The sequence below is a fragment of the Streptomyces sp. NPDC101152 genome (genome assembly GCF_044768275.1).
GTDB lineage: Bacteria > Actinomycetota > Actinomycetes > Streptomycetales > Streptomycetaceae > Streptomyces.
Genome location: NZ_JBIWPO010000015.1, coordinates 166,515 through 185,295 on the forward strand (window position 1 = coordinate 166,515; position 18,781 = coordinate 185,295).

Here is an 18,781-nt window from a genome sequence, read left to right on the forward strand (position 1 = left end):
TGGGAGGGTTCGTGGCGGCGGCGTTGCTGCGACGTGCGCGGCGGGCACACTCGGAGTTGGCGGCCGCCTGAGCGGCCGGCCGCCGACCGGCACCTCGATGAGTGACGGAAGTCCAGGAAGGTACGCCATGGTGAGGGCAGCCGAGCGGGCCGTGCGGACCAGCGTGTGGCTGGAGGGCAAGGTCCGCCGGGGTGGGCGCGGCGGCGGGCAGCCGTCGGGTCTGGACCGGGACCGGATCACCGAGGTGACCGTGCGGCTCCTGGACGCGGAGGGGCTGGCCAGGTTCTCCATGCGCCGGCTGGCCGCCGAGCTGAACGTCACCGCGATGTCCGTCTACTGGTACGTCGACACCAAGGACGACCTCCTCGAACTCGCCCTCGACGCGGCCTACGGCGAACTGACGCTGCCCGCCCCGGAGGCCGCCGAGGACTGGCGCGACCAGTTGCGCACGCTGGCGACGGAGTACCGCTCCCTGCTGGTGCGCCATCCCTGGCTGTCCCCGCTGGCCGGCACGTTCCTCAACATCGGCCCGAACTCGCTGGCGTTCTCCCGGGTGGTCCGGCAGGTGATCCGCAAGACGGGCCTGCCGGGGCACGGTCTGACCGGTGCCCTCTCGGCCGTCTTCCAGTTCGTCTACGGCTTCGGCACCATCGAGGGCCGCTTCATCGCCCGCTGCGCGGCCGCAGGCATGACCCAGGACGAGTACTTCCAGCACGCCATGAGCGCGGTGACCCGGTCCCCGGAGGCCGCCGAGATCGTCAAGGAGAACGAGGAGATCTTGGTGGCCCGGAGCGGCGACACGGTGCAGGAGATCCGCGCCAGGGACTTCACCTTCGCCCTGGACCTGCTGATCGCGGGCATCGAGGCGATGAGTGAGACGACCCGCTAGCCCTCGGAGACCAGCCGAGCCGGGAAACCACCCGTGGCCACCGGCCCCCACTTCTCCGGCGTGACCCGGATGATCGACTTGCCCTGCTTCACCATGGCCTCGCGGTACTCGTCCCAGTCGGGGTGCTCGCCCGCGATGTTGCGGTAGTACGCCACCAGCGGCTCGACGGAGTCGGGTGAGTCGATGACCTCTGCCGTGCCGTCGACCTGGACCCACGGTCCGTTCCAGTCGTCGCTCAGGATCACCAGGCTGACCCGCTCGTCCCGCTTGGCGTTGCGGGTCTTGGCACGCTCGGGGTACGTGGAGACCACGATCCGTCCCGAGTCGTCGACGCCGCAGGTCAGCGGCGAGGCCTGGGGGCTGCCGTCGGTCCGTCGCGTCAGCAGGATGGCGCGGTGCCGGGGCCGTACGAAGTCCAGCAGTTCGTCCAGCGAGACGGTCGTGTTCGTAGCGATGTTGGGTGCCATGCCCTCAGCCTAGGGCCCTTCTGACGGATCTCCGCGGCGTCGCGACGCCCGGCACGCACTCCCCCATTCTCGGCTGCGCTCGAGCGGGGGGACCCCCATGCCGCACGGCGCGAAGGGACAGGTGGCTCCGCCACATGACCCTTCACACCGCACGCCGATCGCACGCTCCCCCACTCTCGACTTCGCTCGAGCGGGAGGGGCCCCCACGACGCCGCTCCTTCCTCCGCGGAGATCCGTCAGAAGGGCCCTAGCCCTGCGGCAGTGACTCCCCCTGGACCGCCTGGATGTCCAGCTCCACGCGCAGCGTCGTGCCGATGGCGGCGATGCCGGCCTGGACGACCTGGTTGTAGTTCATGGCGAAGTCCTCGCGCCGCAGCTCGGTGGTCGCCCGGAAGGCGGCCCGGGTGCCGCCCCAGGGGTCGGCACCCGTGCCCAGGTAGGCGAGGTCGAGGTCGACCGGCCGGACCACCCCGTGCAGGGTCAGCTCGCCGTGCACGGTCCAGCGGTCGGAGCCCGCCGCCGTGAGTCCGGCGGAGCGGTAGGTGATCTCCGGGAACTTCTCCACGTCCAGGAAGTCCGGCGAGCGCAGGTGCTCGTCCCGCATCCCGTTCCCCGTGTCGATCGAGGCCGCCCGGATCACCGCCTCCACACTCGACTTCTCCACCTCGTCCGGCGCGATCTCGATCCGCCCACGGAACTCGGTGAAGCGGCCGTGCACGCTGGAGATGCCCAGGTGCTGGGCGACCGCGCCCACGGAGGAGTGCGCGGGGTCGATGGTCCACGGCCCCGGCGGCGGCAGCTCGGTGCCGCCCTGCCGGGCCAGCGTCACGTTCCCCAGCTCGGCCCGCCCGCTCGCGGTCACGATCGCCGTGGAGGCGGTGGGCGCGTAGCCGACGGCGGTGACGATGACGACGTACGGCCCGGGGGTCAGCGCGGTCGTGTCCCGTACGGTCCCCTCGGCGTCCGCCTCGGCGCGCAGCACCTGCGTGCCGGTCATGTCGGTCACCGTGACGACCGCGTGCGACACGGCCCATCCGTCCCGCGTACGGATCCTCGCGGTCAGTCCCATCCCGTTTCTCCCTGCGCAGACTGTCGGTCTCATGAAACCGGCCCGTGGCGGGCGCGTCCGAAGGTCGGGGCACGCGCCGCCACGGGCCGGGGTGCGAACTACTCGCCCGGGTGGGCCAGTTCGATGTCGTGGCCGTCGACCCCGCGGCCGTTCACGGTCAGCGAGGTGGCCACCGGCGGGTAGCCCGTCGCGATGACGGTGTACTCGCCGCCGCCCAGGTCGGTGAAGGCGTACGCCCCGTCCGCCCCGGTGGTCGCGGTCCCGACGACGTTGCCGGCCGCGTCGACCAGCGTCACCCGCGCGTCGGCGAGCGGCCCGTGCGGCGCCCGTACGACGCCCTGCAGCTGCGCCCCCGAGTCCAGGTCGACCTCGACCCGGGTGACCCCGGTGCCGCCGACCTCGACGGGCAGCGCCCGCGGCCGGAACCCGGCGGCGTTCACCGCGACGGTCACGGCACCCGGCACCAGGTCGGCGAAGGAGAACTCGCCCGCCTCCCCGGTGGTCCCGGTGGCCAGCAGATCCCCGCGCACGTCGGTCACGATGACCATCGCGTCCTTGACCGGCAGCCCGCTCTCCGCGGCCCGCACCAGCCCGTTCAGCCCGCTGGTGCCACTCAGCAGGACGTCGTACGACACCGGCTCACCGCCCACCACGACGGTGGACGCCTGCGGCTGGTAACCGTCCGCGGAGGCGATCAGAACGTGCGACCCGACGCTCGGCGCGTCCACCGCGTAGGAACCGTCGGCCTGGGTGACCGAGCGGCCCAGCTGGCGGCCGGCCAGCGAGATCAGCGTGACGGCGGCCTGCGGCACGGGCGCGCTCTCGTTGCCGCGCACGAAGCCGCGCACCGGGATCCCGCCCGAGCCCTCGGAGGTCTCCGGACGGGCGATGGTGGCCACCGCGGCGAGCCGCTGCGTGCCCTCGGTGGCGGCCTCGGTGTCCGACACGGCCCAGCTCGGGACGTGCTCGGCGGCCGGGGTCCGCGTGGCGGCCGGCGACTCGGCCGGAGCCTCGGCCTGTGCCGGGGCCTCCGCCTCGGCGGCCTGGGCCAGGGCGCCCTTGGTCTTCAGCGGGACCTCCTTGATGAACAGGGTGATCAGGAAGGCGACGGCCGCGAGGCAGGCGGCGATCAGGAAGACGTCGGCGATGCCGTGGCCGTACGCGCTCTCCATCAGGGTGCGGATGGGAGCCGGCAGTTTGCCCAGGTCCGGGATGCTGTCGCCGGAGGAGCTGGAACCGGCCAGCGCCGCCCGGTACTTGGGGTCGAGGGCGGCGACGCCGTCCGCGACGTAGTGGGTGATCCGGCGGGCCATCACCGCGCCCAGCGCCGAGACGCCGACCGCACCGCCCAGCGAGCGGAAGAAGGTGACCGTGGAGCTGGCCGAGCCGAGGTCGCTCGGGGCGACCTGGTTCTGCGTGCACAGCACCAGGTTCTGCATCATCATGCCGATGCCGAGACCCATCAGGGCCATGAAGATCGCCATCTGCCAGTACGCCGTGTCGTACCGGATGGTGCCGAGCAGGCCGAGCCCGGCCGTCACCAGGACGCCACCGCTGACCAGCCAGGCCTTCCAGCGGCCGGTGCGGGTGATGAACTGCCCGGAGACGGTGGAGGAGACGAACAGTCCGCCGATCATCGGGATGGTCATCACACCCGACATCGTCGGGGACTTGTCGCGGGCGATCTGGAAGAACTGGCTGAAGAACACCGTGCCGGTGAACATCGCCACACCGACGAAAAGCGAGGCCACCGAGGCCAGCGTGATGGTGCGGTTGCGGAACAGCCGCAGCGGGATGATCGGCTCCTTGGTCTTCGACTCGACGAGCACGAAGATCAGACCGAGGACGATCGAACCGCCGACCATCGCGTACGTCTGCCAGGAGATCCAGTCGTACTTGTCACCGGCGAAGGTGACCCAGACCAGGAGCAGCGAGACGGCCGCGGCGACGAAGAACGCTCCGGCCCAGTCGACCTTCACGTCCCGCTTCAGGACGGGCAGGTGCAGGGTCTTCTGCAGCACGATCAGCGCGAGGACGGCGAAGGGGACGCCGACGTAGAAGCACCAGCGCCAGCCCAGCCACGAGGTGTCGGTGATGACACCGCCGAGCAGCGGGCCGCCGACGGTGGCGACGGCGAAGGTGGCGCCGAGGTAGCCGGAGTAACGGCCGCGCTCGCGCGGCGAGATCATCGCCGCCATGACGATCTGGGCGAGCGCGCTCAGACCGCCGACGCCGATGCCCTGCACCACACGGCAGGCGATCAGCATGCCGGGGTTCTGCGAGAGACCGGCGGCCATCGATCCCAGCACGTAGATGATCAGGGCTATCTGGACGAGCGCCTTCTTGCTGTACAGGTCGGCGAGCTTGCCCCACAGGGGGGTGGTCGCGGTCATGGCCAGCAGCGAAGCGGTGACGACCCAGGTGTAGGCGGACTGGCCGCCGCCGAGGTCGCCGATGATGTGCGGCAGGGCGTTGGTGACGATCGTGGAGGACAGGATCGCCACGAACATGCCGAGCAGCAGCCCGGACAGGGCCTCCATGATCTGGCGGTGCGTCATGGGGGCGCTGCCGTCGGGGGCACCTCCCCCGTGCTTGGCATGAGCCCGCACACCGGCTGGTGTGGTCGTTGCCATGGGCTTCCTTCTCTTAAGTGCTTGCGGGTGTACGGGTGGTCGGTTCGAGTGCGAGCGCGGGGGGCGGCAGCCGGGGCGGTACGCCGACGCGGCCGTCGTCGAAGCTGGCGCGCAGCCGGGCCATGAGGCGGGCGAGCTGGGCGACCTCCTCGTCGCTCCAGTCGTCGAGCCGCTCGGCCAGCAGCTGCGTGGTCCGCTCGGACAGTGCCTCCAGGCGGGCCAGGCCCGCGGGAGTGAGGTGCACGATCCGGGACCGCTTGTCCGCCGGGTCGGGGGATCGGTCGATCCAGCCGCGGTCGGCGAGGTGCGCGACATGGCGGCTGGTGACCGACATGTCCACGGAGAGCAGCTCGGCGAGCTTGCTCATGCGCATGTCGCCGTAGCGGCCCAGCAGGGTCAGCACCGCGGCGCTGCTGCTCGGGCAGTCGGACGGCATGATCCGCCCGATCTCCCGTTTCACGGCACCGAAGGCGCTGAACTGACGCATCAACTCCTCGTACTGCGCCCGCTCGGCCATCACACCTCCCGCATTCGTTGCTTGGGGCAACTATAGACTTGGTTGGTTGCTGCAGGCAAACAATCCAGGGCGTGCGCGGCATAAAAACTTGGCAAAGGCAAGTATTGCGAACGTAAACGCGCAGGTGGGCCCGGTCATGGGGGGTGCCGGGCCCCCACTTGGGTCCCCCACGCCTATTCGCTAGGGTCTCGGGCTATGGCTAACCCCCAGAACCCCCAGGGCAACTACGACCCCGCCGGCAGCACGCAGATGTTCCGTGCGTTCGTGGACGAGGGGCCGCAGGGCCGGCAGCAGCAGGCCCCCGCTCCCGCCGGGCCCCGCATCGGACTGATCGTCGGCGTCGTCGTGGCCGTGGTGGTCGTGGCCGCCGTGGCCTGGCTCGCCCTGATGTAACTCCGAGCGCCTCCTATTTCCACCGGACGGTGACGTCCCGCGTCTCGACGTGCATGCCGAGCGGCACCCGCCAGGCGTCGACGCACACCGTCCAGGTCCTCTCCTCCCGCGCCCCGGCCTCGATCGGCACCGGAAGCGCCACGGCCGACTCGACCGTCCCCCAGTCGATGCCGAGCAGGCCGATGATGTGCGTACCGAACGTCACCGTGCCCGAACGCACCGCCGTCCCGCCGGAGTTGGCGAAAGTGAGGCTGACGTCCTCGCACCATCGTTTGTCGGCGGGCTTGCGGACGGGGTTGCTCCAGCTCAGGCGCGCCGGGCCGACGGAGGTGGGAGGAGCGGGAGTTGTGGCCGGGGGCGACGAAGTCGCCGTCGATGGGCCGGAGTCGGCGCCTCCTGACGGGCCCGCCTGCCCGGCAGGTGCCGTGCCGGCCGCGCTCGGCGAACCCCCGCCGCTGACCGACCGCTTGGCGTCAGGCGTCGTCGCAGCCCCGCCGCCCGGCCCGTCCAGCGGTACCAGCGTCACCCCGCCCGTCGGAGCCGCCGCCGCACCGGAGACCTGAGGCCCGCCGCCCGCCGCGCCGGTGGCCACGTACGCCTCACGCGCACCGCCCCCGCACGCCGCCAGTGCCGCGCCCAGACAGACGGCGGCCGCCGACGCGCCGGCCAGGGCGCCTCGACGGCCACGTGTCCATGTCGTCCCAGGAGTCCCACGAAGCATCGCGCCAGTGTGGCTGACGCTTCGTCAGGAAGGAAGGGTCAGTCCGAGATGAGGCCCTCCCGCAGCTGCGCCAGCGTCCGGGTCAGCAGCCGGGAGACGTGCATCTGCGAGATGCCGACCTCCTCGCCGATCTGCGACTGGGTCATGTTGGCGAAGAAGCGGAGCATGATGATCTGCCGCTCGCGGGGCGGGAGTTTGGCCAGCAGCGGCTTCAGCGACTCGCGGTACTCGACGCCCTCGAGCGCCGTGTCCTCGTAGCCGAGCCGGTCGGCCAGGGAGCCCTCGCCGCCGTCGTCCTCGGGAGCCGGCGAGTCCAGCGAGGACGCGGTGTAGGCGTTGCCGACCGCGAGACCGTCGACCACGTCCTCCTCGGACACGCCCAGGACGGCGGCGAGTTCGGGGACGGTCGGGGAGCGGTCCAGCTTCTGCGAGAGCTCGTCGCTGGCCTTGGTGAGGGCCAGCCGCAGCTCCTGCAGCCGGCGCGGCACGCGCACCGACCACGAGGTGTCGCGGAAGAACCGCTTGATCTCGCCCACGACCGTGGGCATCGCGAACGTCGGGAACTCCACGCCCCGTTCGCAGTCGAACCGGTCGATCGCCTTGATCAGGCCGATCGTGCCGACCTGGACGATGTCCTCCATCGGTTCGTTGCGCGAGCGGAACCGGGCGGCCGCGTAGCGCACGAGCGGGAGGTTGAGCTCGATCAGGGTGTCCCGGACGTAGGCACGCTCGGGGCTGTTCTCGTCCAGTGCGGCCAGCCGCAGGAACAGGGAGCGGGACAGGGTGCGGGTGTCGATGGCTCCCGCGGTCGGGAGGGCCGGGGCCGGTACGGTCTCGAGGACCGTGACGTCGTCGAGAACGGCGTCGGGCGCGGTCTCGCTCTTGGTGAGCGTGAGCACCTCGGAGCTGCCCTGGTCTGCGGACATGCCACCCCCTCTGGGTCGCGGGACGGTCGTGGCCGTGCCTCCTCCGGCGAGGAGTTCAGCCTTCACCTGAATACCGGAGCCGAAGCCACGGCAAACGCACTGGCGGAAGAATGTCACATGTCGGCAACACGCTGTAGTGACATGTCGACATGCGAGATGCGAAACGGCCCTGGAAAGAGGGGGTCTGGGCGTTTTTCGGCGCAGAACTGTCGGGAAAGCCCCTGGTGAGCGATTCGCTCGCACCGGTTACCTCTCGATCGTGCTTGCGAACTGGGGCATTCCGTTGTGTTCCGGTGTGTGCGCCCGTGCGCCTTCCGTGCGCCTCTTATGCATCGACCGATTACGCCTCGATGCGATTCGCGGAACGCAGCCGTTGGAAGCTACGCGCGAGTAGCCGGGAGACGTGCATCTGGGAGACGCCGAGTTCCGCGCTGATCTGCGACTGGGTGAGATTGCTGTAGTAGCGCAGGAGAAGGATCCGCTGTTCGCGTTCGGGGAGTTGGACCAGCAGGTGCCGGACCAGGTCGCGGTGCTCGACGCCGTCCAGCGCCGGGTCCTCGTAGCCGAGCCGGTCCAGCAGTCCCGGAAGCCCGTCGCCCTCCTGTGCGGCCTCCAGCGAGGTGGCGTGGTAGGAGCGGCCGGCCTCGATGCAGGAGAGCACCTCCTCCTCCGTGATGCGCAGCCGCTCGGCGATCTCGGCGGTGGTGGGGGAGCGCCCGAACGCCGTCGTCAGGTCCTCGGTCGCACTGTTGACCTGCACCCACAGCTCGTGCAGGCGGCGCGGTACGTGGACCGTGCGGACGTTGTCGCGGAAGTACCGCTTGATCTCGCCGACCACGGTGGGCATCGCGAAGGTCGGGAACTGCACGCCCCGGTCCGGGTCGAAACGGTCGATGGCGTTGATGAGCCCGATGGTGCCGACCTGGACGACGTCCTCCATCGGCTCGTTGCGGGAGCGGAAGCGGGCGGCGGCGTAGCGCACGAGCGGGAGGTTGGCCTCGATGAGCGCACCGCGCACCCGGTCGTGCTCCGGGGTGCCCGGCCTCAGCTCCTTGAGCTCGGTGAAGAGCACCTGTGTCAGGGCGCGGGTGTCGGCGCCGCGGCTGCGCGGGGCGGCGGGGGCCGCCGGGGCCTGATGGACGGCTTCCTGGGGAGGCGCAGTACTGGCCGACACGGTCACCGCCACACCTCTTCATCGGTCAACTCATCCGTCAAAAGCGGTCATAGCATCACAAGACATGTGCACTGTGTGCAAGCACCGCATAAACGTGTGTTACGCCGTGTTGAGGGGCAAGTTGGTCCAAAGAGCGCAGAAAACCCGAAAGCCTCCCGCCGTTCCGGCGGGAGGCTTTCGGGTGCTGTGGCGGCGGCTCAGTACGCGTAGTCGGCGATCACCCAGGTGGAGAACTCCTTCCACAGGGTCACGCCGGCCTGGTGCTCCGGGTGCTCGACGTAGGTGCGCAGGGCTTCCGCGTCCTCGAAGCCGGAGTTGATGGCGAAGTCGTAGGCGATGGGGCGGTCGCTGAGGTTCCAGCCCAGCTCCCAGAAGCGGATCTCGGGGATCTTCCCCTCCAGCGAGCGGAACGCCTCGACGCCCGCCACGACCCGCGCGTCGTCGCGCTCGACGCCGTCGTTGAGCTTGAACAGGACGAGATGGCGGATCATGCGCGCTCCCGGCTAGTGGGCCCCGTTGGCCAGCCAGGTGAAGAAGTTGCCGACGGCCTTCGCGGCGTTCGATATGCCCTCGAACCCTATCTCGACGTAGCCGGCGGCCTTGGCCGGGTCCGTGATGATCACGTACAGGGCGAAGACCACGAGCACATAGACGGTGATCTTCTTCGCATTCACCGCCATCGCGGCCTCCCCAGTCACTGTTGCCCAACGACCGCACATGATCGCACGAAGGGCCCCGTCTTTCGACGGGGCCCTTCTCGAGCGGTAGCGGAGGGATTTGAACCCTCGGTGACTTGCGCCACACTCGCTTTCGAGGCGAGCTCCTTCGGCCGCTCGGACACGCTACCGAGGGAGACCTTACAGCAAGGTCGGTCGTGCTTTGAAATCGGTATTCCCGGCCCCTGTCAGCGGCCCCGGAAGAAGGCGGTGAGGAGTCCGGCGCACTCGTCGGCGAGCACGCCCTCGATCACCTCGGGGCGGTGGTTGAGCCGCCGGTCGCGGACGACGTCCCAGAGGGAACCCGCCGCGCCGGCCTTCTCGTCGCGGGCGCCGTAGACCACCCGGTCGAGCCGGGACTGCACGATCGCGCCCGCGCACATCGTGCAGGGCTCGAGGGTGACCACGAGCGTGCAGCCCGAAAGCCGCCACTCGCCGAGATCGGCCGCGGCCCGGCGGATCGCGAGGACCTCGGCGTGCGCCGTCGGATCCCCGGTCGCCTCGCGTTCGTTGTGCCCGGCGCCCAGCACGGTCGTCCCGTCCGAGGCCAGGACGACGGCGCCCACCGGCACGTCGCTGCCGGCCCGGCCGGCCTCGGCCAGGGCGAGCCGCATCGCGGCCCGCCAGCGGTCACGTACCGGGTCCGGCGCCGTCAGCGGACGGTCTCCAGGACCTCCGAGGCGCCCAGGGCCTCGGCGATCGCGCTCAGCGCGTCCTCGTCGAGCGAACGCAGCTCCTTGGCGCTGACGCCGAGGTCGTCGAGGATCTCGGCGTCGCCGACGGGGCTGTGCGGCACCGCCTCGCCGGACGGGCTCTCCTCGTCGCCGTCCTCGTCGTCGTCGCCGTCCTCGGTGCCGTCGAGGTCGAGGGCGTCGAGGTCGGGGCCGTCGTCGCCGGGCTCCCTTCCGAGCAGTTCGTCGGTGAGCAGGATCTCGCCGTAACTGCTGCGGGCAGCGGCGGCGGCGTCCGAGACGTAGATACGAGGGTCGTCCTCGCCGTCGACGCGGACGACGCCGAACCAGGCGTCCTCCTGCTCGATCAGGACGAGCACCGTGTCGTCCTCGGCCGAGGCCTCCCGGGCGAGATCCGCCAGATCCGCCAGGGTCTCCACATCGTCGAGCTCTGTGTCGCTCGCTTCCCACCCGTCTTCGGTGCGCGCGAGCAGTGCGGCGAAGTACACCGTGACTCTCCCACTGGTCATAGGCGTGCCGGTTGGGGTTCCCCCCGGCGGAGGTCTGGGCGGGGAAGGCTAGGGCTCCGAGCCCCACCCACTCGGAATCGTGGCAGAAACAAGGCGTTCAGGGGACGTCTTCGGCTCCCTGTGTCCGCCCGTTTTGATCGACCACCAGCGGGATCGTACGCGGCGAATGCCGTGCGCACGCACCCGGTCGCCCTTATGCGGGCCCACGGAGGCCGACGACTACCAGCGGAACGTGCGCATACGCATGGCGTGACGCAGGCGGGCGACCTTGGCGCGTCGCGGCTGGACACGGTCGCGCAGGGCGCGGGCCTCGGCGCGTTCCCGCAGGAACTGGGCCCGGCGGCGCCTGCGCTCGGCGTCGGTCTGCTGCTGTGACGCGTCCTCTTGGGACTCAGGTTCCGGCATAGGCTCACCACCCCGACGTGCGTCCCTCCCACTTTCCCCCTGATGGGCGGTTTGATGCCAGCGCGAGGCCGCTTCGGGCGCGGTTACTGTTAGGTCATGCGTCTCCACGTCGTCGACCACCCCCTGGTCGCCCACAAGCTCACCACGCTGCGCGACCAGCGCACCGACTCCGCGACCTTCCGCCGCCTCGCCGACGAACTGGTCACCCTGCTCGCCTACGAGGCCACGCGGGACGTGCGCACGGAGGCGATCGACATCGAGACCCCGGTCGCCCGCACCACCGGCGTCAAGCTGTCCCGTCCCCGCCCGCTGGTCGTCCCGATCCTGCGGGCCGGCCTCGGCATGCTGGACGGCATGGTCCGGCTGCTGCCGACCGCCGAGGTGGGCTTCCTCGGCATGATCCGCAACGAGGAGACGCTGCAGGCGTCCACGTACGCCTCCCGCATGCCGGAGGACCTCTCCGGCCGCCAGGTCTACGTCCTCGACCCCATGCTGGCCACGGGCGGCACCCTGGTGGCCGCCATCCAGGAACTGATCAAGCGCGGCGCCGACGACGTGACGGCCGTGGTCCTCCTCGCCGCCCCCGAGGGCGTCGAACTCATGGAACGCGAGCTCGCGGGCACGCCGGTGACCGTCGTGACGGCAGCCGTCGACGACCACCTGAACGACCACGGCTACATCGTGCCGGGCCTGGGAGACGCGGGCGACCGTCTGTACGGCGCAGCTGAATAGGGGATGCGGTTATCAACACCCCTTCTTCGAGGACACCGGAGCAGCCGAACCCCCGGACAGCGCGGCCAGCGCCCTGTCGGCGTCCGCCTTGCTCGCGAGGCTCGTGAAGCCGTCCCCGATGATCAGGTCGACGTCGGCGCCCTTACGGGTGTCCGTGCGCTTCTCGGCGGCGGCCAACTCCGTGCTGAGCACCGGCAGCGAGGTGTTCAGCGCGGACGTGGGGCCGAGCAGTATCCCGGCGCCCTTGACCTTCTTGTCGAAGTCCTTGCTCGCGTTGCCCACGCTGCCGATCTTGAAGCCGCGCTTCTGCAGCTCGTCGGCCGTGGTCTTGGCGAGCCCGCTGCGGGTCGTGGCGTTGTAGACGTTCACGGTGATCTGGGCGGGCTTCGGCACGGACGCGGAAGCGGACGCCTTCGGTGACGCGCTCACCCGGGTCGAGCAGTCCGCCTTCGGTCCCGCGGTGGACGCCTTCTTGCCGCCGCCGGTGAAGACGTCGATGAGCTGCAGCGTGCCCCAGCCGATGAGGCCGAGCGCGGCGACGGAGGCCACCACGACGATCACGAGCCGGCCGTGGCGCCGGCGCGGGCGCATGCGCGGGAACTTGTCCCCCGTGATCCGGTACTTCCCGCCCATGCCCGGGGGAGTCAGCATGCTCATGAGCGCAGCGTAGTGCGCCTGAGCGGCGATGCCTACTAGATGATCATTCGACGCCGCACAGGTGAACCCGAAAGGGCCAAGCCTTGGCCGAACGCCCTGGGAGGGTCCGTCAGTCCAGCTCGAGCACGCGCGCGTGCAGCACCTGGCGCTGCTGGAGCGCCGCCCGCACCGCGCGGTGGAGGCCGTCCTCCAGGTACAGGTCGCCCTGCCACTTGACGACGTGGGCGAACAGGTCGCCGTAGAAGGTCGAGTCCTCGGCCAGCAGGGTCTCGAGGTCGAGCTGCCCCTTGGTTGTCACGAGCTGATCGAGGCGGACCGGGCGCGGTGCGACGTCCGCCCACTGCCGGGTGCTCTCCCGGCCGTGGTCGGGGTACGGCCGGCCGTTTCCGATGCGCTTGAAGATCACACGGAAAGCCTACCGGTCCAGACGTTCCGGGCGCAGCCATGGAGACGGAGTGCGAGGCTGGAAAAGACCCAGCAAAGCGGGGCATAAGGGAACAGGGGTCCGAGATGAGTGACAGCGAGACCGTGCCGCCGGCCACCGCTCCCGAAGCGCCCGGGAGCGCTCCCGCCCTCACCCGCGAGGCCCTGGAGATCGCCTCCGGCTACGCCTTCACGGGACCGGCGCTGGATCTCGGCGCACTGCTGTGGGACGGCGCCTGTCTGCCGGACGCGCAGGTCCGCATCCCGCTGCCGATGCTCAACCGCCACGGCCTGGTGGCGGGCGCCACCGGCACCGGAAAGACGAAGACGCTGCAACTGGTCGCCGAACAGCTGTCGGCGCAGGGTGTGCCCGTGTTCCTGGCCGACGTGAAGGGCGACCTGTCCGGGATCTCGGCGCCGGGGCAGCCGGACGACAAGGTGCGGGGGCGGGCCGCCGAGGTCCACCAGCAGTGGAGGCCGGCCGGCTTCCCGGCGGAGTTCTACGCCCTCGGCGGACTCGGCCACGGCATCCCCGTGCGGGCCACGATCACCAGCTTCGGCCCGGTCCTGCTCTCCAAGCTGCTCCGGCTCAACCCGACCCAGGAGCAGTCCCTCGGCCTGATCTTCCACTACGCGGACCAGAAAGGGCTGGAACTGATCGACCTCAAGGACCTGAGGGCGGTCGTCGCGTTCCTCACCTCCGACGAGGGCAAGGCCGATCTGAAGAGCATCGGCGGCCTGTCCACGGCGACCGCCGGGGTGATCCTGCGCTCCCTCACCGCCTTCGAGGCGCAGGGCATGACGGACTTCTTCGGGGAGCCGGAGTTCGACACGGCCGACTTCCTGCGGACCGCGCCGGACGGGCGGGGAGTCGTCTCGGTCCTCGAACTGCCCGCCGTGCAGGAGAAGCCGCAGCTGTTCTCGACCTTCCTGATGTGGCTGCTCGCCGACCTCTTCCACGACCTGCCCGAGGTCGGGGACGCCGACAAGCCGAAGCTGGTCTTCTTCTTCGACGAGGCGCATCTGCTCTTCCACGAAGCCTCCAGGGCGTTCCTGGACGCGATCACGCAGACCGTCCGGCTGATCCGCTCCAAGGGCGTCGGCGTCTTCTTCGTCACGCAGACCCCGAAGGACGTGCCGTCCGACGTCCTCGGCCAGCTCGGCAACCGCGTCCAGCACGCGTTGCGGGCCTTCACGCCGGACGACCAGAAGGCGCTCAAGGCCACCGTGAAGACCTTCCCGAACTCCGCCTACGACCTGGAGGAGCTGCTCACCGGGCTCGGCACGGGGGAGGCCGTGGTGACCATCCTCAGCGAGAAGGGCGCCCCGACGCCGGTCGCCGCGACCCGCCTGCGCGCCCCCGGGTCCCTGATGGGTCCGGTCGACGCCGGCACCCTCGACCAGGCCGTCCGGTCCTCACCTCTGTACGGACGTTACGCACAGGCTGTGGACAGGGAGTCGGCGTACGAGAAGCTGACCTCGGACAAGCCCACCGGCGCCAAGGGCCCGGACGAGATGAGGGAGGCGGCCCGGACACCGAGGTCCAGGCCGCAGCGGTCCGTGGTCGAACAGGTCGTCAGCAGCGGCATGTTCAAGTCCCTGGCCCGCTCCGTCGGCACCCAGATCGGCCACGAGATCAGCCGCTCCCTCTTCGGCACGGCCCGGAGACGCCGGTAACGCCTGCCCGACTCGCAGGGCCGTGTACCGGTCACACCGTGCGCGGCACCTGGTCCGCCCTGCCCTTGATGCGGAGCGCGGTGACGATCTCGACGATCCCGACCGCGACCAGCCAGATGCCGCCGAGCAGGGTGAGGACGGCGACGGAACGGAGGGGCGAGTCGATCAGCACGATCCCCGCGACGAAGGTGAGGACGCCCAGGAGGATCTGCCAGCCGCGGGCCGGCATGGACGAGTCGTGGGCGGCGGCCAGCGTCTGGGTGATCCCGCGGATCAGCCAGCCGATGCCGATCCACAGGCCGAGCAGCAGGATCGACCGCATCGGGCCGCGCAGGCAGAACAGGCCCAGCAGGATCGACAGGGAACCGCTGATGAAGGCCAGGACGCGCAGCGAGGTCGTCCGGTGCGTGCCGAACGCGGCGACCAGTTGGAAGATGCCGCTGATCAGGAGGTACAGGCCGAACAGGACGCCGGCCGCGAGCAGGGAGGCGCCCGGCCAGACGAGGACCAGGATGCCGAGGATCAGGGAGGCGACCCCGGTGAGCAGGACGGCCTGCCAGGCGGCCTGCGAGAGGGTGTGCAGGGGGCCCTCGAAAGGCGGTTCCGGTGCGTGCGGGCCGGACGGGGGCACGGTGGCGTGGGCCCTGCCGTCGTCGTACTGCGGACCCCAGGGGGCGCTGTTCGGCGGGTCGGTCATGAGGTCCATGCTCGGACCGGCGACGCAGGCCGCGCCACCGTTGGGGGGCCGGTCGGCTGACGCCTACCCCTCGGCGGACCTGGCGGCCTTCGCCGCCTTGGCCGCCGCCTTCATCTCCTGCTTGTGCGCCCGCACCTTGGCCAGCGACTCGGGCCCGGTGATGTCGGCGACGGACCGGAAGGACTTCGCCTCGCCGTAAGGCCCGGCGGCCTCCCGCCAGCCCTTGGGCCGCACACCGAGCTGCTTGCCCAGCAGCGCGAGGAAGATCTGCGCCTTCTGACGGCCGAAGCCGGGCAGCTCCTCCAGCCGGCGCAGCAGCTCGGCGCCGTCGCCGACGCCCTTCCACACCAGTTCGGCGTTGCCGTCGTAGTGTTCGACCAGGTACTGGCACAGCTGCTGGATCCGTTTGGCCATCGAGCCCGGGTAGCGGTGCACGGCCGGTTTCTCGGAGAGGACCGCGGCGAAGACCTCCGGATCCTGTGCGGCGATCTCGTGCGCGTCCAGGTCGTCGGCGCCGAGCCGCTCCGCGATGGTCCGAGGCCCCTTGAACGCCCACTCCATCGGGACCTGCTGGTCCAGCAGCATCCCGGTCAGCGCGGCGAGCGGGGACCGCCCGAGGAGCGCGTCGGCCTCGGGGTCCTGGGCGAGGTGAAGGGTGACGTCCATGACCCCGATCATGCCTCGCCACGGGTCAGGGCTCCACGTGAGCGCTGGGCAGGGCCGCGCCGAACTCGGTCGCCGGTCTCCACGGCGCCCGTGGTGTCCCTTGGCGGTCGCCAGACCCGAGGCCGAACCCCGCAGAAGGTCGGCGGTGATGCCCTGCGCACTGCGGTTCGACGTGCGGGCCGTTGTCGACGAACACCGAGCCGCGCAGATCGTCGTCCCCTAGGGGCCCGTCAGCCAGAACCGCTCGGCCTTGCGCGTACCCGGCCCGGTCGAGGTCGGCGCTGGTCACCGTTCGGCCGAAGCCGTCCCAGGTCTCGGGGGCACCCGGGGTCCCGGCCGTGGACTGCGTGATGACGGTTCGTCGGGTGGCGCTGACCGACGCCCCCGGGCCTCCGTACCTCGGATACCCCCGTGGACCCACGAGAGCCGCGAAGAGTTGTACGCGGACCTGATCGCGCGAACCGGCCTCGTCCGGGGCCGCGGTGAGCACGGAGGCGTTCGCGTGCGTACGTATCTCGAAGGCGGCGAGTCCGACGACGGAGAGACGACGTGGAGTGTGAGGGTGCCGGCGGCCGCGGCCGCGGGCGAGGCCGGGGACTTCGGGGGCTGGTGCTGCTGGTGGCCGCGCTCGTCCTGCTCGTCCTCGGCTCGGCGGCCCCCGCGTCGGCGCACGCCGCCCTCAAGTCCACCGACCCCGAGGACGGAACGGTCCTCAGGTCGGCCCCCCGGCAGATCACCCTGACCTTCACCGAGTCCGTCGGTCTGCTCGACGACTCCTTCCGCGTGCTCGACCCCGACAACCGCCGGGTGCGCATCGGCGAGGCGCAGCACGCGCGGGGGCGCTCCGACACCGCGAGCGTGACCCTCCCGGCGAAGCTGGCCGACGGGACCTACGTGGTGGCCTGGCGGGTCGTCTCGGCGGACAGCCACCCGGTGGGGGGCGCGTTCACCTTCTCGGTCGGCAAAGCCTCCGCGACGGTGGCGCCGGTGGACACCGGCCCGGTGGAGAACCCGGCGACCGAGAGTCTGTACAACATCGGCCGGTACCTGGCCTACCTCGCGGCGGCCCTGGTGATCGGTACGGCCGGCTTCGTCCTCCTGTGCCGCCCGCCGGACCGGCGTCCGCTGCGAAGGCCGCTGGTGGTGGGCTGGTGGACCCTGCTGGGCACCACCCTGCTCCTGCTGTTCCTTCGCGCCCCGTACGAGACCGGCGCGGGCCCGGCGACGGCCTTCGACGCCGCAGCGCTGACCCGCACCCTGACCGGCCGCCCGGGGCTCGCCCTGCTGACCCGCCTCGCCCTGCTGCTGACCGGCGCCGCCGCCTTCGTACTCCTTCGCAAACACCCGGCGCGGCAGCGCCTGGTGCGGCCGTCCGGTGCGTGGAGCGCCGGCGCGGGGCCGCTCGCCGCCGCCGGCGTCCTCGCCGTGGCGCTGGCGCTGACGTGGGCCGCGGCCGAGCACGCCTCGGCGGGCGTCCAGGTGCCCTTTGCGATGGTGTCCACGGTGCTGCACCTGCTGGCGATGGCGCTCTGGCTGGGCGGTCTCACGGCGCTGCTGATCCTGCTGCACCGTGCCGAGGTCCCCGCAGTGACCGTGGCCCGCTTCTCGCGCCTCGCGTTCGTCTGTGTGGCCGTCCTGGTCGCCACCGGCGTCTACCAGTCCTGGCGGGGCCTCGGCTCCTGGGACGCGCTCACGGGGACCACGTACGGCCGTCTGCTGGTCGCCAAGCTCGCCGCGGTGGTGCTGCTGCTGACGGCGGCGCGGTTCTCCCGGCGCTGGACGGCGGCGCTGGCCATGTCCGGTGCCGGGACGGTCGTACCGGAACGCGTGGCGGAGCCGGTGGGGGGCCCGGCGCTGCCCGCCCGGCCCGTGGCCCTCCCCGCGGCCTCCGACGGCGTCCAGGCGCCAGCCAAGGCCCTTGACGGGCCCTCCCCGGCGGCAGGGGACGGCCCGCCCGAGCCTTCAGGGCCCGACCGGTACCGCAGCGGCCTTCGCCGCTCCGTGCTCGCCGAGGTCACGGTGGGCGTGGTGGTGCTGGTGATCACGACCGTGCTGGGCGGCACGCTGCCGGGGCGTGCCGCGGCCGAGGCGGTGCAGGCACCCGCGGCCGCCGGGGGGCTGCCCGCCGCGTCCGTCACGATGGTGCCGTTCGACGTGGGGACCCCCGGCGGGCACGGTCAGGTGCAGATCACCCTCGACCCCGGCCGGGTCGGCGACAACACCGTGCAGGCCGTGGTCTTCGGGTCCGACGGCGGCATCGTCAGCGTCCCCGAGCTGCGGCTCTCGTTCACCCTGCAGGCTCAGAAGATCGGCCCGCTGGACGCGAAACTCACCGACCAGGGCGGCTACTGGGGGACGAACTCGCTCACGCTGCCCATCGCCGGTACCTGGACCATGAACGTCACGGTCAGGACGTCCGACATTGATCAGGTGACCACAACCAGGACCGTCCGTATCGGTTGAGTCACTTCGCGTAGCCGACCGTCCCGGCTCGCGAACAGAATTGATCACAACTGTGTCGGTTACGTTTCCACAAAGCTCTAGGGCAGCTCTTGACCCATGACCTGATATGGGGCTGTTATTACCGCCACGATGTTCGGTCGAGTTGATTTCTGGTCGGTTTCGACTTGTTTCGACGTGGCGCAGTTGTGGCCGAACCCTGCCTTCAGGAGCCGTACATGGACCTCTCCCCCTCGGGCCTCTCTCTTCCCTCGCCCAGCCGGCGCAGTGTGCTGCGTGGTGTGGGTGGTGCCGCGCTGCTCGCCGGCGCGGGTATCCCGTTGCTGAGCGCCTGCGGGAGCAGCAGCGGCAGTTCGTC

Annotated in this window: 21 protein-coding genes and 1 tRNA gene; 5 read left to right on the top strand and 17 right to left on the bottom strand. The window is 70.9% G+C overall.

Annotated features, from left to right (window positions below; all coding sequences use genetic code 11):
• Window positions 1–127 precede the first annotated feature (127 nt).
• Window positions 128–889, top strand: a complete 762-nt coding sequence (locus ACIRVK_RS21560) for a TetR/AcrR family transcriptional regulator (protein WP_404249322.1) — start codon at window positions 128–130, stop codon at window positions 887–889.
• Here the strand turns inward: ACIRVK_RS21560 and ACIRVK_RS21565 are convergent.
• From ACIRVK_RS21565 to ACIRVK_RS21580, 4 genes are all read right to left on the bottom strand, one after another.
• The gene (locus ACIRVK_RS21565; RefSeq protein ID WP_404249324.1) at window positions 886–1,356 is read right to left on the bottom strand and encodes a PPOX class F420-dependent oxidoreductase; all 471 of its coding nucleotides are present in this window, start codon (window positions 1,354–1,356) and stop codon (window positions 886–888) included. The genes ACIRVK_RS21560 and ACIRVK_RS21565 overlap by 4 nt on opposite strands.
• A gap of 247 nt (window positions 1,357–1,603) precedes the next feature.
• Window positions 1,604–2,425 carry a YceI family protein gene (locus tag ACIRVK_RS21570; RefSeq protein WP_404249326.1) on the bottom strand — a complete coding sequence of 274 codons (822 nt, stop codon included), beginning with the start codon at window positions 2,423–2,425 and terminating at the stop codon, window positions 1,604–1,606.
• 98 nt (window positions 2,426–2,523) lie between these two features.
• Complete coding sequence (locus tag ACIRVK_RS21575) at window positions 2,524–5,058, bottom strand: MFS transporter (protein WP_404249328.1); 2,535 nt, start codon at window positions 5,056–5,058, stop codon at window positions 2,524–2,526.
• Between the two features lie 13 nt (window positions 5,059–5,071).
• Complete coding sequence (locus ACIRVK_RS21580) at window positions 5,072–5,575, bottom strand: MarR family winged helix-turn-helix transcriptional regulator (RefSeq protein ID WP_404249330.1); 504 nt, start codon at window positions 5,573–5,575, stop codon at window positions 5,072–5,074.
• Between the two features lie 195 nt (window positions 5,576–5,770).
• Here ACIRVK_RS21580 and ACIRVK_RS21585 point away from each other — a divergent pair, with 195 nt between their 5' ends.
• Complete coding sequence (locus ACIRVK_RS21585; protein ID WP_404249332.1) at window positions 5,771–5,968, top strand: hypothetical protein; 198 nt, start codon at window positions 5,771–5,773, stop codon at window positions 5,966–5,968.
• Window positions 5,969–5,981: 13 nt separating this feature from the next.
• Here ACIRVK_RS21585 and ACIRVK_RS21590 read toward each other — a convergent pair whose 3' ends face one another.
• From ACIRVK_RS21590 to ACIRVK_RS21630, 9 genes are all read right to left on the bottom strand, one after another.
• On the bottom strand, window positions 5,982–6,689 hold the full coding sequence (locus ACIRVK_RS21590) for a hypothetical protein (RefSeq protein WP_404249334.1): 708 nt from the start codon (window positions 6,687–6,689) through the stop codon (window positions 5,982–5,984).
• Window positions 6,690–6,727: 38 nt separating this feature from the next.
• Window positions 6,728–7,615, bottom strand: a complete 888-nt coding sequence (locus tag ACIRVK_RS21595) for an RNA polymerase sigma factor SigF (RefSeq protein WP_404249336.1) — start codon at window positions 7,613–7,615, stop codon at window positions 6,728–6,730.
• A gap of 340 nt (window positions 7,616–7,955) precedes the next feature.
• On the bottom strand, window positions 7,956–8,801 hold the full coding sequence (locus tag ACIRVK_RS21600) for an RNA polymerase sigma factor SigF (protein ID WP_404249337.1): 846 nt from the start codon (window positions 8,799–8,801) through the stop codon (window positions 7,956–7,958).
• A 185-nt stretch (window positions 8,802–8,986) separates the two neighbouring features.
• A complete protein-coding gene (locus ACIRVK_RS21605; protein WP_404249339.1) occupies window positions 8,987–9,280 on the bottom strand; it encodes a Dabb family protein in 294 nt (97 codons plus the stop codon).
• A 12-nt stretch (window positions 9,281–9,292) separates the two neighbouring features.
• Window positions 9,293–9,469: a hypothetical protein gene (locus tag ACIRVK_RS21610; RefSeq protein ID WP_404249341.1), complete on the bottom strand. Its 177-nt coding sequence runs from the start codon at window positions 9,467–9,469 to the stop codon at window positions 9,293–9,295.
• An 82-nt stretch (window positions 9,470–9,551) separates the two neighbouring features.
• Window positions 9,552–9,636: transfer RNA gene (locus ACIRVK_RS21615), tRNA-Ser, on the bottom strand.
• Window positions 9,637–9,693: 57 nt separating this feature from the next.
• Window positions 9,694–10,119 (bottom strand): tRNA adenosine(34) deaminase TadA, encoded by a 426-nt coding sequence (tadA, locus tag ACIRVK_RS21620; protein WP_404249343.1) that lies wholly within the window; start codon window positions 10,117–10,119, stop codon window positions 9,694–9,696.
• Window positions 10,120–10,157: 38 nt separating this feature from the next.
• Window positions 10,158–10,685 carry a hypothetical protein gene (locus ACIRVK_RS21625; protein WP_404249370.1) on the bottom strand — a complete coding sequence of 176 codons (528 nt, stop codon included), beginning with the start codon at window positions 10,683–10,685 and terminating at the stop codon, window positions 10,158–10,160.
• Between the two features lie 240 nt (window positions 10,686–10,925).
• A complete protein-coding gene (locus tag ACIRVK_RS21630; protein ID WP_404249344.1) occupies window positions 10,926–11,111 on the bottom strand; it encodes a hypothetical protein in 186 nt (61 codons plus the stop codon).
• A 96-nt stretch (window positions 11,112–11,207) separates the two neighbouring features.
• Here ACIRVK_RS21630 and upp point away from each other — a divergent pair, with 96 nt between their 5' ends.
• Complete coding sequence (gene upp / locus ACIRVK_RS21635; RefSeq protein ID WP_404249346.1) at window positions 11,208–11,843, top strand: uracil phosphoribosyltransferase; 636 nt, start codon at window positions 11,208–11,210, stop codon at window positions 11,841–11,843.
• A gap of 12 nt (window positions 11,844–11,855) precedes the next feature.
• Here upp and ACIRVK_RS21640 read toward each other — a convergent pair whose 3' ends face one another.
• Entirely contained in the window at window positions 11,856–12,500 is a 645-nt protein-coding gene (locus tag ACIRVK_RS21640; RefSeq protein WP_404249348.1) for a LytR C-terminal domain-containing protein, read from the bottom strand.
• Between the two features lie 109 nt (window positions 12,501–12,609).
• Window positions 12,610–12,906 carry a type II toxin-antitoxin system VapB family antitoxin gene (locus tag ACIRVK_RS21645; RefSeq protein WP_003999914.1) on the bottom strand — a complete coding sequence of 99 codons (297 nt, stop codon included), beginning with the start codon at window positions 12,904–12,906 and terminating at the stop codon, window positions 12,610–12,612.
• A 104-nt stretch (window positions 12,907–13,010) separates the two neighbouring features.
• On the opposite strand from ACIRVK_RS21645, the gene ACIRVK_RS21650 reads away from it, so the two are divergent.
• Window positions 13,011–14,600, top strand: a complete 1,590-nt coding sequence (locus ACIRVK_RS21650) for a helicase HerA-like domain-containing protein (protein ID WP_404249350.1) — start codon at window positions 13,011–13,013, stop codon at window positions 14,598–14,600.
• Window positions 14,601–14,631: 31 nt separating this feature from the next.
• Here the strand turns inward: ACIRVK_RS21650 and ACIRVK_RS21655 are convergent, their stop codons facing one another.
• The gene (locus ACIRVK_RS21655; RefSeq protein ID WP_404249352.1) at window positions 14,632–15,297 is read right to left on the bottom strand and encodes an HdeD family acid-resistance protein; all 666 of its coding nucleotides are present in this window, start codon (window positions 15,295–15,297) and stop codon (window positions 14,632–14,634) included.
• A 63-nt stretch (window positions 15,298–15,360) separates the two neighbouring features.
• Window positions 15,361–15,963, bottom strand: a complete 603-nt coding sequence (locus ACIRVK_RS21660; protein WP_404249354.1) for an HhH-GPD-type base excision DNA repair protein — start codon at window positions 15,961–15,963, stop codon at window positions 15,361–15,363.
• Between the two features lie 609 nt (window positions 15,964–16,572).
• On the opposite strand from ACIRVK_RS21660, the gene ACIRVK_RS21665 reads away from it, so the two are divergent.
• Window positions 16,573–18,426 (top strand): copper resistance protein CopC, encoded by a 1,854-nt coding sequence (locus ACIRVK_RS21665; protein ID WP_404249372.1) that lies wholly within the window; start codon window positions 16,573–16,575, stop codon window positions 18,424–18,426.
• The last annotated feature ends 355 nt before the right edge of the window (window positions 18,427–18,781 follow it).

Coding starts and splice junctions, on each gene's coding strand:
- ACIRVK_RS21560 (WP_404249322.1), top strand. CDS start 128: ATGGTGAGGGCAGCCGAGCGGGCCGTGCGGACCAGCGTGTGGCTGGAG.
- ACIRVK_RS21565 (WP_404249324.1), bottom strand. CDS start 1,356: ATGGCACCCAACATCGCTACGAACACGACCGTCTCGCTGGACGAACTG.
- ACIRVK_RS21570 (WP_404249326.1), bottom strand. CDS start 2,425: ATGGGACTGACCGCGAGGATCCGTACGCGGGACGGATGGGCCGTGTCG.
- ACIRVK_RS21575 (WP_404249328.1), bottom strand. CDS start 5,058: ATGGCAACGACCACACCAGCCGGTGTGCGGGCTCATGCCAAGCACGGG.
- ACIRVK_RS21580 (WP_404249330.1), bottom strand. CDS start 5,575: ATGGCCGAGCGGGCGCAGTACGAGGAGTTGATGCGTCAGTTCAGCGCC.
- ACIRVK_RS21585 (WP_404249332.1), top strand. CDS start 5,771: ATGGCTAACCCCCAGAACCCCCAGGGCAACTACGACCCCGCCGGCAGC.
- ACIRVK_RS21590 (WP_404249334.1), bottom strand. CDS start 6,689: ATGCTTCGTGGGACTCCTGGGACGACATGGACACGTGGCCGTCGAGGC.
- ACIRVK_RS21595 (WP_404249336.1), bottom strand. CDS start 7,615: ATGTCCGCAGACCAGGGCAGCTCCGAGGTGCTCACGCTCACCAAGAGC.
- ACIRVK_RS21605 (WP_404249339.1), bottom strand. CDS start 9,280: ATGATCCGCCATCTCGTCCTGTTCAAGCTCAACGACGGCGTCGAGCGC.
- ACIRVK_RS21610 (WP_404249341.1), bottom strand. CDS start 9,469: ATGGCGGTGAATGCGAAGAAGATCACCGTCTATGTGCTCGTGGTCTTC.
- tadA (WP_404249343.1), bottom strand. CDS start 10,119: ATGCGGCTCGCCCTGGCCGAGGCCGGCCGGGCCGGCAGCGACGTGCCG.
- ACIRVK_RS21630 (WP_404249344.1), bottom strand. CDS start 11,111: ATGCCGGAACCTGAGTCCCAAGAGGACGCGTCACAGCAGCAGACCGAC.
- upp (WP_404249346.1), top strand. CDS start 11,208: ATGCGTCTCCACGTCGTCGACCACCCCCTGGTCGCCCACAAGCTCACC.
- ACIRVK_RS21640 (WP_404249348.1), bottom strand. CDS start 12,500: ATGAGCATGCTGACTCCCCCGGGCATGGGCGGGAAGTACCGGATCACG.
- ACIRVK_RS21650 (WP_404249350.1), top strand. CDS start 13,011: ATGAGTGACAGCGAGACCGTGCCGCCGGCCACCGCTCCCGAAGCGCCC.
- ACIRVK_RS21655 (WP_404249352.1), bottom strand. CDS start 15,297: ATGACCGACCCGCCGAACAGCGCCCCCTGGGGTCCGCAGTACGACGAC.
- ACIRVK_RS21660 (WP_404249354.1), bottom strand. CDS start 15,963: ATGGACGTCACCCTTCACCTCGCCCAGGACCCCGAGGCCGACGCGCTC.